The following is an 18,165-nucleotide window of genomic DNA, read 5'->3' on the forward strand; positions in this document are numbered from 1 at the left end:
CATCCGGAGGTCGCCGCCGAAGACGAGGTAGACATCCCGGCGGGCTTCACGGCCGCGGCGATCCGGCGCGGTGTCTCCGCGCGGACCCGCGCCACCGACGGTCATCGCGCCGCGGTGCTGGAGGCGCTGACCGACCTGCTCCGGGAACAACCACGGCCGACGGCGTTGGTGGTGCACAACGAGGCCGCACTGCCCTCGATGCTGAGTTGCTTGCGCGAACTGGGTCTTGCCGTACCCGATGACATGTCGGTGGTGGCCGTGTGCCCGGACGAGTTGGCCGAGGGGAGCACACCACAGCTGACCTCGGTGCACCTGCCCGCCGAGGAACTGGGCACCCGGGCGGTGGAGTTGCTCGTGCGCAAGATGGCCGGAGAACCGCCGCCCGCACTGACCTTGCTGGCGCCTCGGCTGACCGAACGCGGGAGCGTCAGGAGGCACGGGACCGCGTCCTAACACCGGGCGCCGCGCAGCCGGTCCAGGATCACGCGCACCTCACTGTCCGCCAGCGACACCAGCTCCAGCACCAGCTCGTCCCCGTGCGCCAGCACGAAGATCGGCGGATCGCCCGCCGCCAGCTCCGCGGCCAGCCCGGCGGCGTCCTCGACGGTCAGCACCGCGCGGGACACGGGCAGCCCGGCGGGGTCGGGCCACTGGCGCGCCGCGATTCCGGGGATCTTCCCGGCCTCCCGCACGAAATCGGCGACCTTCGCCGCCTCGGCGGCCAGCCACGGGTCGGTGCGCCACTCCCCGATGGCGGCGATGACCCCGGCAATGGCCTCCTTCGTCGGCTTCATCCCCCGCCCGATCCCCTTGTCCTGAGCCCGAACCGCGCGCACGAACTCCCGCGTTCCCAGCACCAGCCCCGCTGTGGGCGCCGCCAGGTACTTCTGGCCGCTGACCAGCACGGCGTCCGCCCCGGTCGCCAGCAGCTCCCCCACCCTCGGGTACTGGGCGGCCCCGTCGATGATCACGGGCACGCCGTGGTCGTGCGCGGCAAGGACCGCAGCGGCGAGGTCGATCTGTTCACGCGCGAGCCGGGACGACACGAGCACCATGCACGCGACGTCGTCGGTGAACGTCAGTTCTTCTTGTCGCACAAGGGAAACACGAGCACCGGAGAGCCGGATGGCCTGCAGGTTCGACTGCCCGTAGTTCACCGCGTGCCCCTCGGGCACCACGACGCGGTCCTTCATCCCCTCGGTGTCCGGCAGCGCGGCGATCCGCCCGGGATCGGTTCCCGCCATGGCGGCCGCCACCGCGACGGTGATCGCCGCTGCCGTGCAGTGCACCACGGCGCCCGCCTGAGCACCGGTCGCATCCGCGATGATCTCACTGGCGCGGTCGGCGAGTTCGTCCATCACGACGAATTCCGGCAGCGCCTCGGCGACGGCCGCGACGACGGCGGCCGAGCTGCGCGACACCCCCAGCGGTGTGTACGTCCCCCTGGCGTTGATCACCCGGGACAGCCGCAGTCGCTCGTGAATCCCCATTCACGGGACCCTAACGACCCCCGCCGGGGCCGTTCACCCCTTTACGCGCTCGATAAGCCGCGACCGCGAGCCGGTTGCCGCACGTCGTGCTGCAGTAGCGACGGGAGCGGTTGCGGGACAGGTCCAGCACGAGCCCTTCGCAGACATCGCTGGCGCACAAGGACAACCGGCTCATCTCGTCCGCGCGGATCACATCGGTCATCGCCATGGCGGTCTCCACGGCGATCCGCTCGGCGAACGGCCGGTCCCGGTCCACCGCGTGCAGGTGGTAGTCGAGCCCGTCGTGGCGGACGAGCTGGGGCAGCGCGCGGTGCTCGGCCAGCATCCGGTTGACGATCTCCGCGGCGGTGTCGCGATCACTGGTGAGCAGGGTCCGCAGAGGCGCCCGCAGCGCGCGGACCGCGGCCAGCTCCTCGGCGTCGCGCGAACGCGAACCGGTGTACCCGTGCTCGGCGAAGAACGTGTCGAGCTCGGCGAGGCTGGTCAGCGTGTCCGGCTCCTCCGCGGAGTTGACCAGTGCGACCGCCGCGACCAGGGACGCTGCGGTGTCATCAGTGAAAAGCACATTGACACATTACCTGCTCCGTCCATACCGTCATGTGTCATGACGACCTTCACTCATGACAGACGGCGGGCCGGCTGGGGTTTCGCACTGCTGTCCGCGGCGTCCTTCGGGTTGTCGGGGCCGCTGGCCCGCGGACTGATGGATGCGGGGTGGTCGTCGGCCGCCGCTGTGGCGGTGCGGGTCCTGCTGGCCGCGGTCGTGCTGGCACCGATCGCGCTCGCCCAGCTGCGCGGACGGTGGAACGTGTTGCGCCGCAACGCTTCCCTAATCGCCGCGTACGGGATGCTGGCGATCGCGGGCTGTCAGCTCGCCTACTTCAACGCGGTGGCGCACATGGAGGTCGGCGTGGCGCTGCTGATCGAGTACACCGCGCCGGTCGCCGTGGTCGGCTGGCTATGGCTGCGCCGAGGCCAACGCCCGACGCGCCTGACCGTGCTCGGCGCGGTGCTCGGCGTGGGCGGCCTGCTGCTTGTGCTGGACGTGGTCTCCGGCGCCGAGGTCAACGTGGTCGGCATCCTGTGGGCACTCGGCGCGATGGTCGGGGCCGCGGCCTATTTCGTGCTCTCGTCGCGCGAGGAGGAAGGCTTGCCCGGCACCGTCCTCGCCGCCGGCGGGCTGCTGCTCGGCGGCATCGCGCTGCTGTTGGCCGGACTGCTCGGAATCCTTCCGTTCACGACGTCTGCCGAGCCCGTGGTCTTCGCCGGCTTCACCGTCGCCTGGTGGCTGCCCGTGCTCGCGCTCGGTGTGGTCACCGCCGCGCTCGCTTATGTCTCCGGCATCGCCGCGACGCGTCGGCTCGGCTCGCGGCTCGCGTCGTTCGCCGCGCTCACCGAGGTGCTGATGGCGCTCACCTTCTCCTGGCTGCTGATCGGTGAGGTACCGCGCGGTTCCCAGTTGCTCGGGGGCGTGCTGATCCTCGTGGGCGTCATCGCCGTCCGGCTCGGCGAGCCCTCAGGTGATCACGAGTCCGAGAGCGCTCCGGTGACTGTGCACAGCTCGACCTCCCGCCCGAACCCGCGCGCCCACTCCACCGCGTCGGCCAGGGGCACCATTCCCGAGCAGGAGGCCGCCGCGAGCCCGGACGGCAGCCTTCCGGCCTCGCCGAGCCGTCGCCACTGCGCGTGATCCAGCGTGAGCACGCGCAGGTTCGGCAGCTCTGCCAGCGCTTCGAGATCGACAACCTCCGCGCCGGAGAGGTCGAGCCGGACCACTGTCCTCAGTGGACTGATGGTGACGGCGGCCCCGCTCAGCTTCACGTCCCAGAGAGCGGGGTGCTCCGCGAGACACCCCAGGTCCACCCGGTCCGCCGTGATCTCCAGTCGCTCCAACGAAGGGATGTCCGCCGGCCGGGGTGACACCGAGGCCGCCCGGTTGACCGCGAGCTCCCGCAGGCCGGTCAGCGGGGCGAGCGCGGCGAGGTCCAGCTCTGCCGCGTCGTTGACGAACAACCGCTGCACGCGCTCGGGGCGGTCGAGCTTCGCCACGGCGCCCGCCAGGTCCGCGTCGCCGAACTCGTGCAGGACCTCTTCGTGGTCGCGGACTCCGCGGTCGTCGAACCCGGGCGACGTCTGGAGGTGCGGGCTGTCCTCGTGCACCTCGCAGCGTCCGGCGCGCAGTTCGTCGAGGACCTCGGCGAGCATCACCGACACCGAGGTCGCGACGTAGCGCACCGGGCCGTAGATGTCCCTGCCGTACTCGAAGATCTGGCCCGCGTGCCCATGCTCGGCCGGATCGAGGTCGACGGCGAGGTGGTTCATGGCGAAGTCCCCGGCGACGGTGATCCACCAATCGTTGCGGGACAACCGCTTCACGTGCAGCGGCGGGTCGCTGTCGAAGACGACGGCGTGGTTGTCGAAGAGGCCGTCGTGCCGGCCCAGCGAGCCCGGCTCCCCCTCGCCGTAGTACTCCACAACCATCTTGAGCGGCAAGATGCTGTACCTGCCGAGCAGGCCGGTCTCCTCCGGATCACTGGCGAGGTTGCGGTAGAGCGCGCGCAGGTCCTCCGGCAGGCGCGCGCCCAGCTGTGCTTCGGCTGCGGCGACCTCCGCCTCGGTGGCACCGGGCGGCCACTGGGGCGATTCGCCCTTGATCTCCTTGTACCGCAAGGCGAACTCGTCGACGAGCGCGGTGACCTCGGCGAGGACCGCAGGGTCGGTCGGCGCGCAGCCGGGGCGCGCGGCAGCGGGCAGCGGCATGCCGGGGCGAGGGTGCCCGGGCAACCGGAACTCCCGGTCGAAGACCTGCGTCGCCGGGTGCAGCTGCCCCGCGCCCGCGACGTAGCTCAGCTCGAAACCACCCGAAGCACGCACGACCAGCTCGATGACGGCGGCCTCCGCGCCCGCGGACTCGAGGACGTCCTCCCGCAAGGCGGACAGGCTTTGCCAGTCGGACCGCAGGTACCCGCCGGTGTCGACCTCGGCCCTCATCGACGAACCGCCCGACGTGCACGTCAGCTGCATGATGATCCTCTGCCACCCGGCGCCCGCCTGGCTCGCGAAGTCCTTGGCGATCACCCGAGCCGCCGCCGGCACGTCGTTCGTCATGTGCGGCACCCTACGGACCTAGCGGGCGGCGACGAAGCGCAGGATGCGGGCGTTGACCTCGGCCGGTGACTCCGCGGAGAGGCTGTGGCTCGCGGTGGGCCACAGCTCCGCCTCGACGTCCGGGATCAGCGTCCTGGCCCGCTCGTGCGCCTTGCGCGGATCGTGCATGACGCTGCGCCCGGCGATGATCGCGAGAACCGGCACGCGGATGCTCCGCAACTGCTCGTCGGTGAAGTACCTGGGCAACGGGGTGCCGAGGCGGAACGACCGCATCCCCTTGATGATCACGTCGCCGACGGGGTTGCCCTCCGGCAACGCGATCCCGCCGGAGACCCACGCCAGGAACGCCCGCCAGCCGCGCAGCCCGGCGAGCGCGACGCCGAGGACCAGCCGCACCGGGAAGCGGGCGAACGTGCACGCCGGGTCGACGAGGCTCACCGAGGCGATCCGCTCCGGCCTGCGCAGCGCCTGGTTGCACGCAAGCCACCCGCCGAAGGAGACGCCCACGAGGTGCGCTCCGCGCAGGTCCAGCACTTCCAGCACCGTCGCCAGCCATTCCGCCTGCTCGGCGCCGCTGGTGATCGGCGCGGTCTGCGTGCTCTGCCCGGGTTCGCCGAGGGGTTCCACCGCGTACACCGGATGCCGCTCGGCCAGGCTCGCGATGTTGGGCTGCCACATGACCGTCGTCCCGGCGCGGCCCGGCAGGAGCACGATCGGCGCGCCCGACGTCTGGCCGAACCGGTACACCCGCACCGAGCCGTAGCCGGTCGGAACGTCATGCACCGCAACGGGTTCCGGCAGCAGGCGCATTCCCGCCCGATAGCTCTCCTCGAAGTCCGACCGCGCCTCCGGGGAGCGGAACCCGCCAATCCTCACCCGCTCGACCCTAGGACTTCCGCGCCGCCCGGATGAGCAGAACGCCCGGAATGACCGCGAGCACGAACGGCGTCGGTTCGAGGATCGCCGCGCACACGAGAGCCCACACCGCGATCCCCCAGCCCACGAAGGCCGGAACGCGCTCCCCCGCTCGCAGCACCATCGCGCCGAGCAGGGCGAACGGAACCCCGAAACTCCCCAGGCTGATCCAGAACATCGCCGTGGCCTTCGAGGGCTCGGCGAGCCCGCCTGGCGGGAACCACAGCTGCCCGCCGACCAGGTGCGGGAAGGCCAGGACCAGCGTCAGCACGGTGTGCAGCGCCCCCAGGAAGAGGGTGATCCACCCGGCCACAATAACGGAACGCTTAGTTTCGGAACTCATGGTTCTGTATGGTGGCACCATGGCCGGAGGCAGACCCAGGGAAAGTCGCGTGGATCACGCCCTCACCGCCGCCACCCGCGAACTGCTCGCCGAGACCGGCTACGCCAAGCTCACCGTCGACGCCGTCGCCGCCCGCGCCGGAGTCGGGAAAGCGGCGATCTACCGCCGTTTCGCGACGAAGCAGGAACTGGTGTTCTCGGCGGTCGTGCACGGCGTCTCGGTTGAGGTTCCGCCGGACGCGGGCTCGCTGGAAGCCGATCTGCTGGCGGTGCTCCGGGACATCGTCACGAGCCTTTCCGGTCCCGCGCTGACGGCGATCCCCGGGTTGCTGGCTGACGTGAGCGTCGATCCTGGACGATTCGAGGAAATCTTCATCGCCGGGGAGCAGGCTTGCTTGCGGGCGGTTCTTGGCCGGGCGGTCTCTCGGGGAGAGCTGCCGGAGGTGCCTGACGTGGACGTTGTGCACGCCTTGTTGCTGGGGCCGGTTTTCGTGTGGTTGTTCCTGTTGAGGCGGGAGGAGCCGCCGGTGGAGTTGTGGGCCTCTTTTGTGGCTTCCAGTTTGCGACTTCCAGGGAACTCCGGTCCCAGCGTGGGCTCGGCGTGACCTGGGACCCACTCGACGTTTCTCGACGCGATCAAGGACGCCTGTCGGAAGCTGAATACCGCGAAGACCGAACGCGTGATCGCCGCCCGCGATTACATGGATCATGTCGCTGATCGCGACTACCAGTACACGGGTTCGGAGGTCGCCACCGCGCGGAACCTGAGGCCGAGGCGCCGCCACCACCGGATGAAGCACGAGTCCGACCGGACGTGCGAAAACCTCCCGGACGTACGGCACGTGTGGACGACGCCGTGAGGGCGGGTCTACGAACCGGAACCGATCGCGGAACCGGCGCCCTTATGACTCGACACGGGGGAAGCAGGCGCGGACCACAGTGCCCGACGGAGAGGTGTCGAGATCCCACTCGCCGCCGGTCGCCGCGACGCGTCGGCGCATGGATGCCAGGCCGATGCCGAAACCGGAAGGCTCGGCGATGCCTGCGCCGTTGTCGCGGACCTCGACGACGACGTGGCTCGGCTCCACGGTCACGGTGAGGATGATCGCGGTGGCGGAGGCGTGGCGGGCGGCGTTGGTCAGGGACTCGGCGGCGACGTGGAAGACGGCGTCTTCCTGGAGCGGGGGAAGGTGCTCGGGGATCTGCGCGGTGACAGGGGTCGTGGTGGTGGACAGGCGGCGGCACAGCTCGACGAGCGCGCCGCGGAGGCCGTACTCCTCCAACAGCAAGGGGCGCTGATTGCGCGTCACGCGCCGGAAATCGTCGAGTATTTGTCTCATGTGGACGGAAGTGTTCTCCAGCAGCGCGGCCTCCTCGGAGCGAGGGGCCAGCATGGTGCGGACGGCGCTCAGCTGCAGGGTGACACCGGCGAGGGCGGGGCCGAGGCCGTCGTGCAGGTCGCGGCGGAGGCGGAGGCGTTCCTCCTCGATGTTGCGCTCCAGGCGCTCGCCGATGAGCATGGTGCTGATCACGGTGGCCGTCTGCTCCACCAGGGGTTCCAGGGCGGCGATGTCCAGGTCGTCCAACGACGACTGGCCGGAGCGCGGCCAGACGAGCAGGACACCGATGCGGCGCTGCTGATGCACCAGGGGCAGTTCGACAGGCGGGCCGCTGGAGGCGCCGATGCTCGCCAATCGCCTGCCGTCCACCTCGATCGCGGCGGCGGGCAGGCGGAGCACGCTCACCACGGTCTGGCAGACGGCCAGGGGGATCTCGCCAGGGGGCAGCCCCTCGTTGAGCTTGCTGGGCAACGCGCGGAGCACTCGGTAAGGCTCGGCGCGGTCGCCGTAGAACGCGCGGTCGACGCGTCTGCGGACAGCGCCGACCGCGTCGCGCAGGCCGAAGCCCGCCAAGCCGGTGGCGAGGGCGATCACGAGCGCGCCGGTGGACGCGGCGCCCGGCAGGACGCTCGACAGCAACGCGGTGGCCAGCGTGTAGGCCAACACCAGGCCGCCGATCACGGTCACCGCGATGACCGTGGCGCGGGCCGCGCGGTCGATCTGGTGCAGGTGGGTCCGGGTCAGCGCGAAACCGACCACGGGCACACCGACCACGGCGAGCAGCAGCCGCAGCACGTTCAGCAGCTCGTCGGGCACGGTGACGACCGCCCGCGCGAAGGACTGGTCGGTGAACCACATCTCCAGGAAGAACGCGACGTAGCCGAGCGTGAAGATGGTCATCACGACGGTGATCTGCCTGCGCCGCAACCCCTTCGGCCGTCGGCGCAGATCGCGGTAGGTGGCGATCAGGCACACGGCCCACACCACCTGGAAGGCGACGATCGCCACCCGCAGCACGACCACACCGGCCTCGGGTACCCCCGGCAGGAGCACGCGCCCACCGGGCACGGGAACCGTGAGCAGCAACGCGGTGAGCTGGGCGGCGCCGATCAGGCTGAGCACGGGGTAGATCCACCGCCAGCGCCGCCCCGGGAGCACGCCGTCCGGGGTGAACAACGTCAGCAGCGGGAACAGCACGACGCCCGCGACGTTGACGACCAGCCACATCAGGAAGACGGCGGTCCGCGGCCCCTCCGGCGGTCCGTGGCGCAGCACGGCCCCCAGGAACGGGTACAGCACGTCGCAGCCGCCGATCAGCATGAACAGCCACGCCAGCGGCAACCGGGGCAGGTGCGCGACGATGAGCATGCCGATGGTCGTGAAACTCAGTCCCACAACGGTTTTCTCACCGGCCATCAGCCAGTACCACAGCGGCCGGACCGGTCCCGGTGGCGCGGTGGCGAAGAGCACCCACGCGGCCACGCTCACCACCAGGCACACGAAGCTGATCGACACCGCCAGCACGACGGGTCGGCCGAACGGGCGCAGGGCCGGCCTCACCGCTCCTCCAAGGGGAACCGGGCCCGCACGGTGGTGCCCGCCGGACCGGAGTCGATCTCGTAGTCCCCGCCCGCGGACCTGACCCGCTCAGCCATGGACGTCAGCCCCACCCCGAACTCCACCGGTTCGGCGATACCGGCTCCGTCGTCGCACACCTCAACTACGGCCGACCCCGGCGCCACGGCGACGCGGAGGGTGATCGACCACGCCCCGGCGTGGCGGACGGCGTTCGCCAACGCCTCCGCCGCGACGTGGAACACGACCTCCTCATGGTCGCTCGGCAACACGTCCGGCAGGTCCGCGGTCACCGGGGTCTCGGGCGTGGACAGGCGGCGGCACAGCTCGACCAGCGCGCCGCGCAGCCCGTGCTCCTCCAGCAACAACGGTCGCTCGTTCCGCGTCACACGGCGGAAATCGACCACGATCTGTCGCATGTGGACCATCACGGTGGACAGCAGCGAACCGGCGTCGGAGCGCGGCGGCAGCATCGTCCGCACCGCCCCCAACTGGAGCGTCACGCCCGCCAGCGCGGGACCGAGGCCGTCGTGCAGATCCCGCCGCAGCCGCAGCCGCTCCTCCTCGATGCTGCGCTCCAGCCGCTCCCCCACCACCAACGCGCCGATCGCGGCAGCGGTCTGCTCCACGACCGGTTCCAGTGCGGCGATGTCCAGCTCGTCCAGCTCACGTTGCCCGGAACGCGGCCACACGAGCAACCGGCCGGACCTGCCGAGGTCGAACGCGGTCGGTTCACCGTCAGCGGTACCGGCGCTCGCGAACCGCCTGCCGTCCACCTCGATCGCGGCGGCGGGCAGGCGCAGCACGCTCACCACCGTCTGGCACACCGCGAACGGGATCTCGTTGGGGGACAAGCATTCGTTCAGCCTTCGCGGTAACGCGCGCAGCACCCGGAACGGCTCCGCCCGATCCCCGTAGAAGGCCCGGTCCACGCGCAGCCGCACGAAGCGGCCCGCGTCGCGCAGCCCGAACCCGGCCAGCCCGGTCGCGGCGGCGACGACCACCGCCCCGGTCGACGCGGCGGCGGGCCACACTGAGGACAGCAGCGCCGCCAGCGCGACGTAGCACAGCACCAGGCCACCGACCACGGTCACCGCGACCAGGGTCGCGCGGGCCGCCCGGTCCAGCTGGTGGAGCCGGGTGCGGGTGAGCACGAAACCCAGCGTCGGCAACAGGATCACGGTCGCCAGGAGCTGACTGGTGACCAGGACCCCGGTCGGCACCTCGATCCCGACCCAGATGACCGACGTCGGCGCGAACAGGTAGTTCAGCCAGAACATCAGGTACATCAGCACGAAGATGACCAGGATGACCGCCGTCTGCCTGCGATCGAAACCCCTTGCCCGCCGGAGTTTCCCGTACAGCGCGACCAGGCAGAGCGTCCACAGCGCCTGGAGCACCGCGGCACCGATCCGCACGGCGGTGTCCAGCGCGCCGGTCAGCGGGAGGTCCAGCCACACGGGGGTCATCACCGCCAGCGCGACCACCGGCAGCGCGACCAGCATCGGACGCCACCGCCTGCTCGGCAGCGCTCCGTCCGGCGAGTACAACGGCAGCAGCGGAAGGACGACGTAGCTGATCACCTCCGACAGTTCCCAGAGCACGTCGGTGGCGATGTTGACCGGCGACGACAGCTCGTAGAGCGTGCTCGCCCGCAGCAGCGGGTACAGCGACGGCGTGATGCCCGCCGCGACGAACAGCCACGCCAACGGCTGCCTGGGCCAGCGCAGCACCGCCAGCAGGCCCATGCCCGAGAAAGCCAGCCCCCGCAAGGAATTCCCGGCCATCTGCGCCCAGTACCACGGGCCGAGCGACGAAGCACCCGGCGCTCCGAGGAGAAGCGTCCACGCCAGCACGGTCACCACCACGCAGCAGAACGCGATCGTCGCGGCGACCATCGGCCGCGTCGGCGCGCTCACGACCGCGGAATCCTGGCGCGGACGGTCGTGCCATCCGGGCCACTGCTGATCTCACAGCTGCCACCCACCGCCCGGGCGCGCTCCCGCATCGAGACCAGGCCGACCCCGAACCCGACCGGCTCGGTGATCCCGCTCCCGTCGTCGCGGACCTCCACCGTGATCGACTCCTCGGTGACCTCCACGCGCAACCCGACCGACCGCGCCCCCGCGTGCCGCACCGCGTTCGCCAACGACTCGGCCGCCACGTGGAACACCACCTCCTCGTGCTCCACCGGCAGCTCCTCCGGCAGCTCCACCACCACCGGGAGATCCACAGTGGACAAACGGCGGCCCAGTTCGGCCAGCGCGCCGCGCAGCCCGCGCTCCTCCAGCAGCAACGGTCGCTCATTCCTGGTCACACGGCGGAAATCGGCCACGATCTGTCGCATGTGGACGATCACCGAGTCCAGCAGCACCGACGCGTCCGAGCGCGGCGGCAGCAGCGTCCGCACCGCGCCCAACTGCAGCGTCGCCCCCGCGAGCGCCGGCCCCAGCCCGTCGTGCAGGTCACGCCGCAGCCGCAGCCGCTCCTCCTCGATGCTCCGCTCCAGCCGTTCCCCGATCACCACAGTCGCGATCACCGCCGCGGTCTGGTCCGCCACCGGCTCCAACACCGCGATGTCCATCTCGTCCAACGCCTGCTGGCCCGAGCGCGGCCAGACGAGCAGCGTCCCGACCTCGCCGAGCGCGAACACGGTCGGCTCCCCCGCCGGGGCCCCGGCACTGGCCAGCCGCCTGCCGTCCACCTCGATCGCCGCCGCGGGCAGACGCAGCACGCTCACCACCGTCTGGCACACCGCGAACGGGATCTCGTTGGGCGGCAAGCCGTCGAGCCGACGCGGCAACGCGCGCAACACCCGGTACGGCTCCGCGCGGTCCCCGTAGAAAGCACGGTCCACCCGGCGCCGCACGAACCGCACCGCATCACGCAACCCAAATCCGGCCAGTCCCGTCGCGAACGCCACCACCAACGCCCCCACCGACGTCGCGCCGGGGAGCACGCTCGACAACACGGCGGTCGCGGTCGCGTAGGACAGCACCAGCCCGCCGACGACCGTCACCACGAGCACCGTCGCCCGTGCCGCCCGGTCCAGCTGGTAGACCTTGGTCCGGGTGAGCACGAACACCAGCATCGGCAGACCGACCAGGACGATCAGCGCCCGCAGCACCAGGAACAGCTCGTCGGGCAGGGTCGGCCCGAACCACAGGAACGACCCCCGCGCGAACCAGAGCTCCAGCCCGTTCCCCAGGAAGATCAGCACGTAGATCACCAGGTCGACGCGGATCTGGGCACGGGCGAGGCCCCGCATCCGCCGCCCCCTGGCGTGCAACGAGTACAGGCACATCACCCACAGCACCTGGTGCACCGCGACCGCGGCCCCGACCAGGACCATCCCGGAGCCCCGGTGACCGGGCTCGTGCACGGCCGAGGCGAGGAGGGGGCCGGACGTGGACACCGCGCTCAGCAGCGCGACCGGGATGACCAGCACGACCGCGGGCAGGACGACCGGCATCGCCCGCCACCGGCGGCTCGGCAGCTTCCCGTCCAGGGAGTACAACGCCAGCAGGGGGAACACCACCAGGTTGAGCGCGGACAGCCCGAGCCCGAACACGAAGACGGCCGCGCGCACCGAAGGCGCCAACGGGTACGGGTGGGCCGCGCTGACCAGGGGGTACAGCGACGTTGTCGCACCGGCGACGAGGAACAGCCAGGCCACCCGGTGCGTCGGCACGCGCGTGACGACCAGGGCGCCCGCCATCGCGAACGCCAGCCCGCGCAGGGAGTGCTCGGCCGTCTGCACCCAGAACCAGCCCGATCTGGCCTGGTCGACCGGGGCGGTGAAGTGCAGCACCCACGCCACGACGAGCACGGCGAAGCACCCGAAGGCGATCGCGGTGGCGAGGGCCGTCGCGCGGCCGGGAAACCGCTCCCCCTGCATGCCATGACCTTAGGACCGGCGGCAAATCACCTGGACGGTTCGTCGTGCCTGCCGGAGAGCAGTTCCTGGACCCAGATCTTCACCTTGATCACCGGCACCCGCAGCCGCCGCTCCCGCCAGCGCGCCCGCACCAGCTTGCGCCGGCCGCCCGGGGTGTCGGCGCGGTAGCGCCAGCGCGCCCACGGCGAGGACGGCCGGGCCAGCCGCAGCGCCCCGACCACCAGCAGCACCGGCATGAACAGCCCGATCAGCCCGGACCACACCTTGCCCTTGAACAGGGTCACCACGGCCAGCGCCAGATCGGCCAGGATCACCAGCACGGTCAGCGCGACCGCCCCCGGCTCGTCCGGCGCGACCCAGGCCGCCGCCTCGTCCAGCCCGAGCGGGCGCAGCCCCAGCAGCAGCATCCCGGTCAGCGCGAAGGCCACGAACAGCGCGTCGACGGAGATCCGGCCCTCTTCGGTCCAGTACACGTCCCGCAGGTGCAGGATCAGCGCGAACTCGTCGAGCACCAGTGCCGAGCCGATGCCGAAGACCACCGCCGCCGTCGCCCGCCAGCCCTCGTGGTGGTCCGGGATGGCCAGTGCGGCGACCCCGCCGATCATCATGAACACCACGCCGAAGACCACGTGGTGGATGTGCAGGCCGCCCGGGGTGAAGTTGCCCGGCCACCAGCGGACCTTCGCCCGGATCAGCCGCACCGACATCCGGATGAAGGCAAACCCGAACACCATGCCCGCGAGGAAGCACAGCAGCGGCAGCCTGCCCGCCTCGACGAACGTCCGCTGGAACCAGTCCGCCATCTCGGCTTCTCCACGCTCCCCCCGCGTACCCGATGTGGCACACGTCGCGTCGAACGTAACGAATGCCGCATCGGGTACCTACCCCGGCGGGGAACCCGCTCAGTCCTTGGTGGGCAGGTCGACGGGGATCGGGGTGACGCCGTTGGACTTCGGCGCCGCCTGGTCGGCCTGCATGGCCTGCATCAGGGTGCGGGCCAGGCCGAGGCCGGTCCCGCCCATCGACAGCGCCTTGGTGAACAGCTCCGACATGCCCTCCGCGCCGTTGAGCACCACCATGTTGTCCACGTTCGCGAAGGCGCCAGCGCCCGCGGCGACGATCTCCGGCCAGCGCTCGGCGAGCTGCTGGGCCACGACCGCCTCCTGGTTCTCGGCCAGCGCGGTGGCCCGCGCCTTGATCGCGTCGGCCTCGGCGAGCCCCTTGGCCTTCGCCGCCTCGGCGTCGGCGAGGCCCTTCGCCCGTGCGCTGTCCGCCTCGGCCTCACCGGTCGCCCTGGTCGCGGCGGCGGAGGCGTCACCGCGCGCCTTGATGGCCTCGGCCTCGGCGATCGCGGCCGTCTTCACCCTGGTCGCGTCCGCGGCCGCGCGCAGCTCGGTCTCCTTCGCGTCGGCCTCGGCCCTGGCCACCCGTGCGTCGCGGTCGGCCTCGGCGGAGATCCGGGTGTCGTAGGCCTTGGCGTCGGCGGGCTTGCGGACCTGGGACTGCAGCCGCTGCTCGGCCAGGTCGGCCTCCAGCTGCGCGGCCCTGGTCTCCTGCTTGACGACCTCCTGCCGGGCGGTGGCCTCGGCGAGCGGGCCGGACTGCTTGGTCTTGGCGTTGGCCTGGTCGATCTCGGCCTGGTAGGACGCCTGCTTGATCTTGCTGTCGCGCAGCGCCGCCGCCTTGTTGGCCTGGGCGATCTGCTCGGCCTCGGTGGCCTCCTGGTCGCGCTGCGCCTCGGCGATGCGGGCGGCGGCGGCCACCGCGGCGGCGTGCGGCTTGCCCAGGTTGAGGATGTAGCCGGACTCGTCCTCGATCTCCTGGATCTGCAGCGAGTCCACCACCAGGCCGAGCTTGCTCATCTCGACCGCGGAGGACTGGCGCACCTCGCCGGTGAGCGCGTCCCGGTTGTGGATCATCTCCTCGATGGTCAGCCCGCCGACGATGGAGCGCAGGTGGCCGGAGAACAGCTCGTGGATCGTGTCGTTCATATTGCCCTGCTGGGCGAGGAACCGGCGCGCCGCGTTGGCGATGGAGACGAAGTCGTCGCCCACCTTGTAGATCACCACGGCCCGCACGGTCACCGGCAGCCCCTGCTTGGTGACGCAGGAGACCTCCAGGTTCGCCGAGCGGGTGTCCAGGGACAGCCGCCGCGCGGTCTGGAACCCGGGCAGCACCATCACGCCCTTACCGGTGATGATCTTGAAGCCCATGCTGTCGGCGGCCTCGGTGACCTTGCTCCGCGCCCCGAGCCCGGAGATGATCAGCGCCTCGTCCGGCTCGGCGACCTTCCACACCATCCGCAGCAGGACCAGCAGCACCAGCACGCCCAGTGCGATGCCGCCGACCGTCCACAACGTCGTCGTCACAGTTCCCCCTCGTCCTCACGCGTGGTCGATCGACAACCACGGCTCCACGTGCACGCTGCGCGGCGGCTGGTAGCCGACGACGAGGACTTCCGCTCCCGGTTCGATGACCCGCTCCGGATCGGCGGGATAGGCGTAGAACGCCTCGATCCCGCCGCGGATCTCGATCATCACCTCACCGACCAGGCCCGGCCCGACGCGGCCGGTCACCCGGCCGGTCCTGCCGATCACCGGGGACCGCCTGCGGGGAGACGGTGTCGCTGCACGGGAGTCCTTTCGCGGGCACGCTTCTTCGTCGCCGACCAGGCTTCCCGGCACACCTGCGGTGATCCTATCGGTCGGAAACGCGGCGCGGGGCGAAAACGCGAAAGGGCCCGCACCACCGGAGTGGTGCGGGCCCCCGCGTCAGTTCAGACCGTCCGAGGCTCAGATGACCCGGATGTTGTTGGCCTGCGGGCCCTTCTGGCCCTGGCCGATCTCGAACTCGACCTTCTGGCCCTCGTCGAGGGACTTGTAGCCGCTGCCCTCGATCGCCGAGTAGTGGGCGAAGACGTCAGCGCCGCCGCCGTCCGGGGTCAGGAAGCCGAAGCCCTTCTCCGCGTTGAACCACTTGACAACACCAGTAGCCATTTTCACTCCGTGTAGAACAGACCGTCAGGACCCGCTTCGCGAGCCCTGAGTCGCGGCATGCTCACCCTAGAACCCCGGACATATCACACCCCGGCAAAACAAAACGCCTGCGCATAAACTCTCGCAGGCGCCCTAAATCCATGGGTAACACAACTGCAACTAGGGCAACCCTAGCACGGTCAACGGGCTCGTTGGGTGAGGGCGACGCATATCAAAACGATCACGGCCGCGCCCACGGCCGCCATCCCGGGGTTTTCGCGGAGGAATAGGGCCGACCAGAGCAACGTGAGAACCGGTTGGGCGAGTTGGAGCTGGCCGATCTTGGCAACACCACCCCTGGCAAGCCCCGCGTACCAGGCGAAGAAACCCAGGAACATGGAGACGGCACTGAGGTATCCGAAGCCGAGCAGCGAAGCCGCGTTCACATTCGGGAAATTCCCGACCGCGAACACCACGGCCGTCACCGCGACGGTCACCGGGAGCGCCACGACCAGCGCCCAGCAGATCGTCCTCGCCCCGCCCAGCTCCCGGGAGAGCGCGCCGCCCTCGGCGTAGCCCAGGGCGCAGGCCAGGATCGCGGCGAGCAGCAGCAGGTCGGCGAACTCGAAGCCGCCACCCGTCCCGCCGGTCACCACGAAGAAGGCCAGCACCGCGAGCAGGCCGCCGCCGCTGGCGAACCAGAACATCCGCGACGGCCGCTCCCCCGCGCGCAGCACCGCGAACACCGCGGTGGCCGCGGGCAGCAGCGCGACCGCCACAGCACCGTGCGAGGCGGTCTGGGTGACCAGCGCGAGCGAGGTGAACAGCGGAAAGCCGACGACGACACCGAAAGCGACGACGGCGAGGCGGCCGAGCTGGCCACGGCCGGGCCGGGGGGCGCCGGTGAACCGGAGGTAGGCGACGGCGAGCACGCCCGCGACCACCGCGCGCCCGAACGCGACGAACCAGGGGTCGATGCCCTCGACGGCGATCCGCGTGGCGGGCAGCGAGAAGCTGAACGCCAGCACGCCCACTGAGCCGAGCAGCAGGCCGGGTGTTATCCGGTTCCGCTCGATAACGTTACTCTGCTCTCTCATGAATGAGGATAACGCGACGGGCAGTGTTATCGAAGACCTCCGGACGAGGATCACTGCCGGGCGTCCTGGGGACCGGCTGCCCTCGGTGCGCGAGCTGATGGGCAGGCACCACGTCTCGCCGGTCACGGTGCAGCGGGCGATCCGCGCGCTCGTCGCCGAAGGGCTGGTCGACTCCGTTCCCGGCAGGGGCAGCTTCGTCTCTCAGCCGGCCGCTCCCCCCGCCGCGCCCGACCTCTCGTGGCAGACCGTCGCGCTCGGCGACCAGCCGCGGGGCGAGGAAGCGCTGCCGGAGCTGCTCGCCGTGCCGCGCGCGGAGGCCATCCCGCTGTCCAGCGGCTACCTCGACGCGGCGCTGCAACCGGTGGGACCGCTCGGCGCCGCCCTCGCCCGCGCCGCGCGCAATCCCGCGTCCTGGGAACGAGGACCGGTCGAGGGCCGCGACGGACTCAGGACGTGGTTCGCCGCCGAGGCGGGCGGTGCGCTCCGCACGGGCGACATGGTGGTGTGCCCCGGCGGCCAGCCCGCGTTGACCACGGCCTTCCGCGCGCTGGCCAAACCGGGAGATCCGGTCCTGGTCGAGGCTCCGACCTATCTGGGCGCGATCGCCGCCGCACGCCATGCCGGGCTTCGCGTGGTTCCCGTTCCCGCCGATGCCGACGGTGTGCGGCCGGACCTGCTGCTCGCGGCGTTGCGGCGCACCGGAGCGCGGTTGTTCTACAGCCAGCCGCTTTACGCCAACCCGCACGGCGCGGTGCTCTCCGCCGAGCGGCGGCCCCTGGTGCTCGACGCGGTGCGCGAAGCGGGTGCGTTCCTGTTGGAGGACGACTGGGCGCGGGATCTGACGATGGACCCGAACCCGCCGCGCCCCCTGGCCGCCGACGACGTGGACGGCCACGTGGTCTACCTGCGGTCGTTGACCAAGTCGGCCGCGCCGGGCCTGCGTGTCGCAGCGGTCGGGGCTCGCGGGGTGGCCGGAGCGCGGTTGCGCACTGCTCGCGTGCTCGACGACTTCTTCGTGGCGGGGCCGTTGCAGGACGCCGCGTTGGACTTCGTGACCTCGCCCGCGTGGCACCGGCACCGGCGGAAGCTGCAAGGCGCGCTCCGCGAGCGGCGGGACGCGCTGCTGGGCTCTCTCCGCAGGAGGCTGCCGGAGGTGGAGCCGGCGATGGTGCCCGAAGGCGGTCTCCACCTGTGGGCGCGACTGCCCGACGGCGTCGACGACGCGGCGCTCACCGCGGCAGCGGCAGCGCACTCGGTGATCGTCTTCCCGGGCCGCCCGTGGTACGCCGCCGAGTCCCCCGCCGCGCACCTGCGCCTGACCTTCGGCGCCGCCTCCCCCGAGGTCCTCGACGAAGGCGTCCGCCGCCTCGCCGAAGCCCTCGCCACCCTCACCTGACCCCCGCCGCCGTTGCGCACCGAATGACT

The 18,165-nt window shown here is 71.2% G+C and carries 16 protein-coding genes and 1 pseudogene; 4 read left to right on the forward strand and 13 right to left on the reverse strand.

Translation table 11 applies throughout. The annotated features are described in order from the left end of the window. The first annotated feature begins 33 nt into the window (after positions 1-33). Positions 34-453: a substrate-binding domain-containing protein gene (locus BLT28_RS13625; protein WP_081900515.1), complete on the forward strand. Its 420-nt coding sequence runs from the start codon at positions 34-36 to the stop codon at positions 451-453. Here the strand turns inward: BLT28_RS13625 and BLT28_RS13630 are convergent. Beyond that, on the reverse strand, positions 450-1,490 hold the full coding sequence (locus BLT28_RS13630; RefSeq protein WP_030431298.1) for a beta-eliminating lyase-related protein: 1,041 nt from the start codon (positions 1,488-1,490) through the stop codon (positions 450-452). The genes BLT28_RS13625 and BLT28_RS13630 overlap by 4 nt on opposite strands. Before the next feature lie 10 nt (positions 1,491-1,500). Further along, positions 1,501-2,055 (reverse strand): CGNR zinc finger domain-containing protein, encoded by a 555-nt coding sequence (locus tag BLT28_RS13635; RefSeq protein WP_030431297.1) that lies wholly within the window; start codon positions 2,053-2,055, stop codon positions 1,501-1,503. Positions 2,056-2,094: 39 nt separating this feature from the next. Between BLT28_RS13635 and BLT28_RS13640 the strand changes: the two genes are divergently transcribed. Continuing rightward, complete coding sequence (locus BLT28_RS13640) at positions 2,095-3,180, forward strand: EamA family transporter (RefSeq protein ID WP_081900514.1); 1,086 nt, start codon at positions 2,095-2,097, stop codon at positions 3,178-3,180. Positions 3,181-3,698: 518 nt separating this feature from the next. Here the strand turns inward: BLT28_RS13640 and BLT28_RS42690 are convergent. The 3 genes and pseudogenes from BLT28_RS42690 to BLT28_RS40910 all read right to left on the reverse strand — a co-directional run. After that, a pseudogene (locus tag BLT28_RS42690) lies at positions 3,699-4,598 on the reverse strand (SMI1/KNR4 family protein); the annotation flags it as partial. A gap of 18 nt (positions 4,599-4,616) precedes the next feature. Then, the gene (locus BLT28_RS13650; RefSeq protein WP_030431293.1) at positions 4,617-5,474 is read right to left on the reverse strand and encodes an alpha/beta fold hydrolase; all 858 of its coding nucleotides are present in this window, start codon (positions 5,472-5,474) and stop codon (positions 4,617-4,619) included. 10 nt (positions 5,475-5,484) lie between these two features. Next, a complete protein-coding gene (locus BLT28_RS40910) occupies positions 5,485-5,826 on the reverse strand; it encodes a hypothetical protein (RefSeq protein ID WP_052407674.1) in 342 nt (113 codons plus the stop codon). On the opposite strand from BLT28_RS40910, the gene BLT28_RS40100 reads away from it, so the two are divergent. Then, on the forward strand, positions 5,810-6,460 hold the full coding sequence (locus BLT28_RS40100) for a TetR/AcrR family transcriptional regulator (RefSeq protein WP_162184880.1): 651 nt from the start codon (positions 5,810-5,812) through the stop codon (positions 6,458-6,460). The two genes, BLT28_RS40910 and BLT28_RS40100, sit on opposite strands and share 17 nt — an antisense overlap. A gap of 297 nt (positions 6,461-6,757) precedes the next feature. Here the strand turns inward: BLT28_RS40100 and BLT28_RS13670 are convergent, their stop codons facing one another. From BLT28_RS13670 to BLT28_RS13705, 8 genes are all read right to left on the reverse strand, one after another. Further along, positions 6,758-8,755 (reverse strand): sensor histidine kinase, encoded by a 1,998-nt coding sequence (locus BLT28_RS13670; RefSeq protein WP_030431289.1) that lies wholly within the window; start codon positions 8,753-8,755, stop codon positions 6,758-6,760. After that, positions 8,752-10,689: a sensor histidine kinase gene (locus BLT28_RS13675; RefSeq protein WP_030431288.1), complete on the reverse strand. Its 1,938-nt coding sequence runs from the start codon at positions 10,687-10,689 to the stop codon at positions 8,752-8,754. Before BLT28_RS13675 ends, BLT28_RS13670 begins: the two co-directional genes overlap by 4 nt. Beyond that, a complete protein-coding gene (locus BLT28_RS13680) occupies positions 10,686-12,668 on the reverse strand; it encodes a sensor histidine kinase (RefSeq protein ID WP_052407673.1) in 1,983 nt (660 codons plus the stop codon). The genes BLT28_RS13675 and BLT28_RS13680 overlap by 4 nt, the downstream gene beginning before the upstream one ends. A gap of 26 nt (positions 12,669-12,694) precedes the next feature. Beyond that, on the reverse strand, positions 12,695-13,471 hold the full coding sequence (locus BLT28_RS13685) for a hypothetical protein (RefSeq protein WP_030431286.1): 777 nt from the start codon (positions 13,469-13,471) through the stop codon (positions 12,695-12,697). A 99-nt stretch (positions 13,472-13,570) separates the two neighbouring features. Continuing rightward, positions 13,571-15,037: an SPFH domain-containing protein gene (locus BLT28_RS13690; protein WP_043812708.1), complete on the reverse strand. Its 1,467-nt coding sequence runs from the start codon at positions 15,035-15,037 to the stop codon at positions 13,571-13,573. 15 nt (positions 15,038-15,052) lie between these two features. After that, complete coding sequence (locus BLT28_RS13695; protein ID WP_030431284.1) at positions 15,053-15,265, reverse strand: hypothetical protein; 213 nt, start codon at positions 15,263-15,265, stop codon at positions 15,053-15,055. Between the two features lie 195 nt (positions 15,266-15,460). Next, positions 15,461-15,664: a cold-shock protein gene (locus BLT28_RS13700; protein WP_030431283.1), complete on the reverse strand. Its 204-nt coding sequence runs from the start codon at positions 15,662-15,664 to the stop codon at positions 15,461-15,463. A gap of 179 nt (positions 15,665-15,843) precedes the next feature. After that, on the reverse strand, positions 15,844-16,740 hold the full coding sequence (locus tag BLT28_RS13705; RefSeq protein ID WP_030431282.1) for a DMT family transporter: 897 nt from the start codon (positions 16,738-16,740) through the stop codon (positions 15,844-15,846). Between BLT28_RS13705 and BLT28_RS13710 the strand changes: the two genes are divergently transcribed. Then, the gene (locus BLT28_RS13710; protein WP_030431281.1) at positions 16,739-18,136 is read left to right on the forward strand and encodes an aminotransferase-like domain-containing protein; all 1,398 of its coding nucleotides are present in this window, start codon (positions 16,739-16,741) and stop codon (positions 18,134-18,136) included. The two genes, BLT28_RS13705 and BLT28_RS13710, sit on opposite strands and share 2 nt — an antisense overlap. The last annotated feature ends 29 nt before the right edge of the window (positions 18,137-18,165 follow it).

Origin of the sequence: Allokutzneria albata (assembly GCF_900103775.1) — a bacterium.
Lineage (GTDB): Bacteria > Actinomycetota > Actinomycetes > Mycobacteriales > Pseudonocardiaceae > Allokutzneria > Allokutzneria albata.

Bases quoted from the DNA above. Each gene is read 5' to 3' on its own strand.
- BLT28_RS13630 (WP_030431298.1), bottom strand. From the start codon at position 1,490: ATGGGGATTCACGAGCGACTGCGGCTGTCCCGGGTGATCAACGCCAGG.
- BLT28_RS13640 (WP_081900514.1), top strand. From the start codon at position 2,095: ATGACGACCTTCACTCATGACAGACGGCGGGCCGGCTGGGGTTTCGCA.
- BLT28_RS13680 (WP_052407673.1), bottom strand. From the start codon at position 12,668: ATGCAGGGGGAGCGGTTTCCCGGCCGCGCGACGGCCCTCGCCACCGCG.
- BLT28_RS13685 (WP_030431286.1), bottom strand. From the start codon at position 13,471: ATGGCGGACTGGTTCCAGCGGACGTTCGTCGAGGCGGGCAGGCTGCCG.
- BLT28_RS13700 (WP_030431283.1), bottom strand. From the start codon at position 15,664: ATGGCTACTGGTGTTGTCAAGTGGTTCAACGCGGAGAAGGGCTTCGGC.
- BLT28_RS13710 (WP_030431281.1), top strand. From the start codon at position 16,739: ATGAATGAGGATAACGCGACGGGCAGTGTTATCGAAGACCTCCGGACG.
- BLT28_RS13705 (WP_030431282.1), bottom strand. From the start codon at position 16,740: ATGAGAGAGCAGAGTAACGTTATCGAGCGGAACCGGATAACACCCGGC.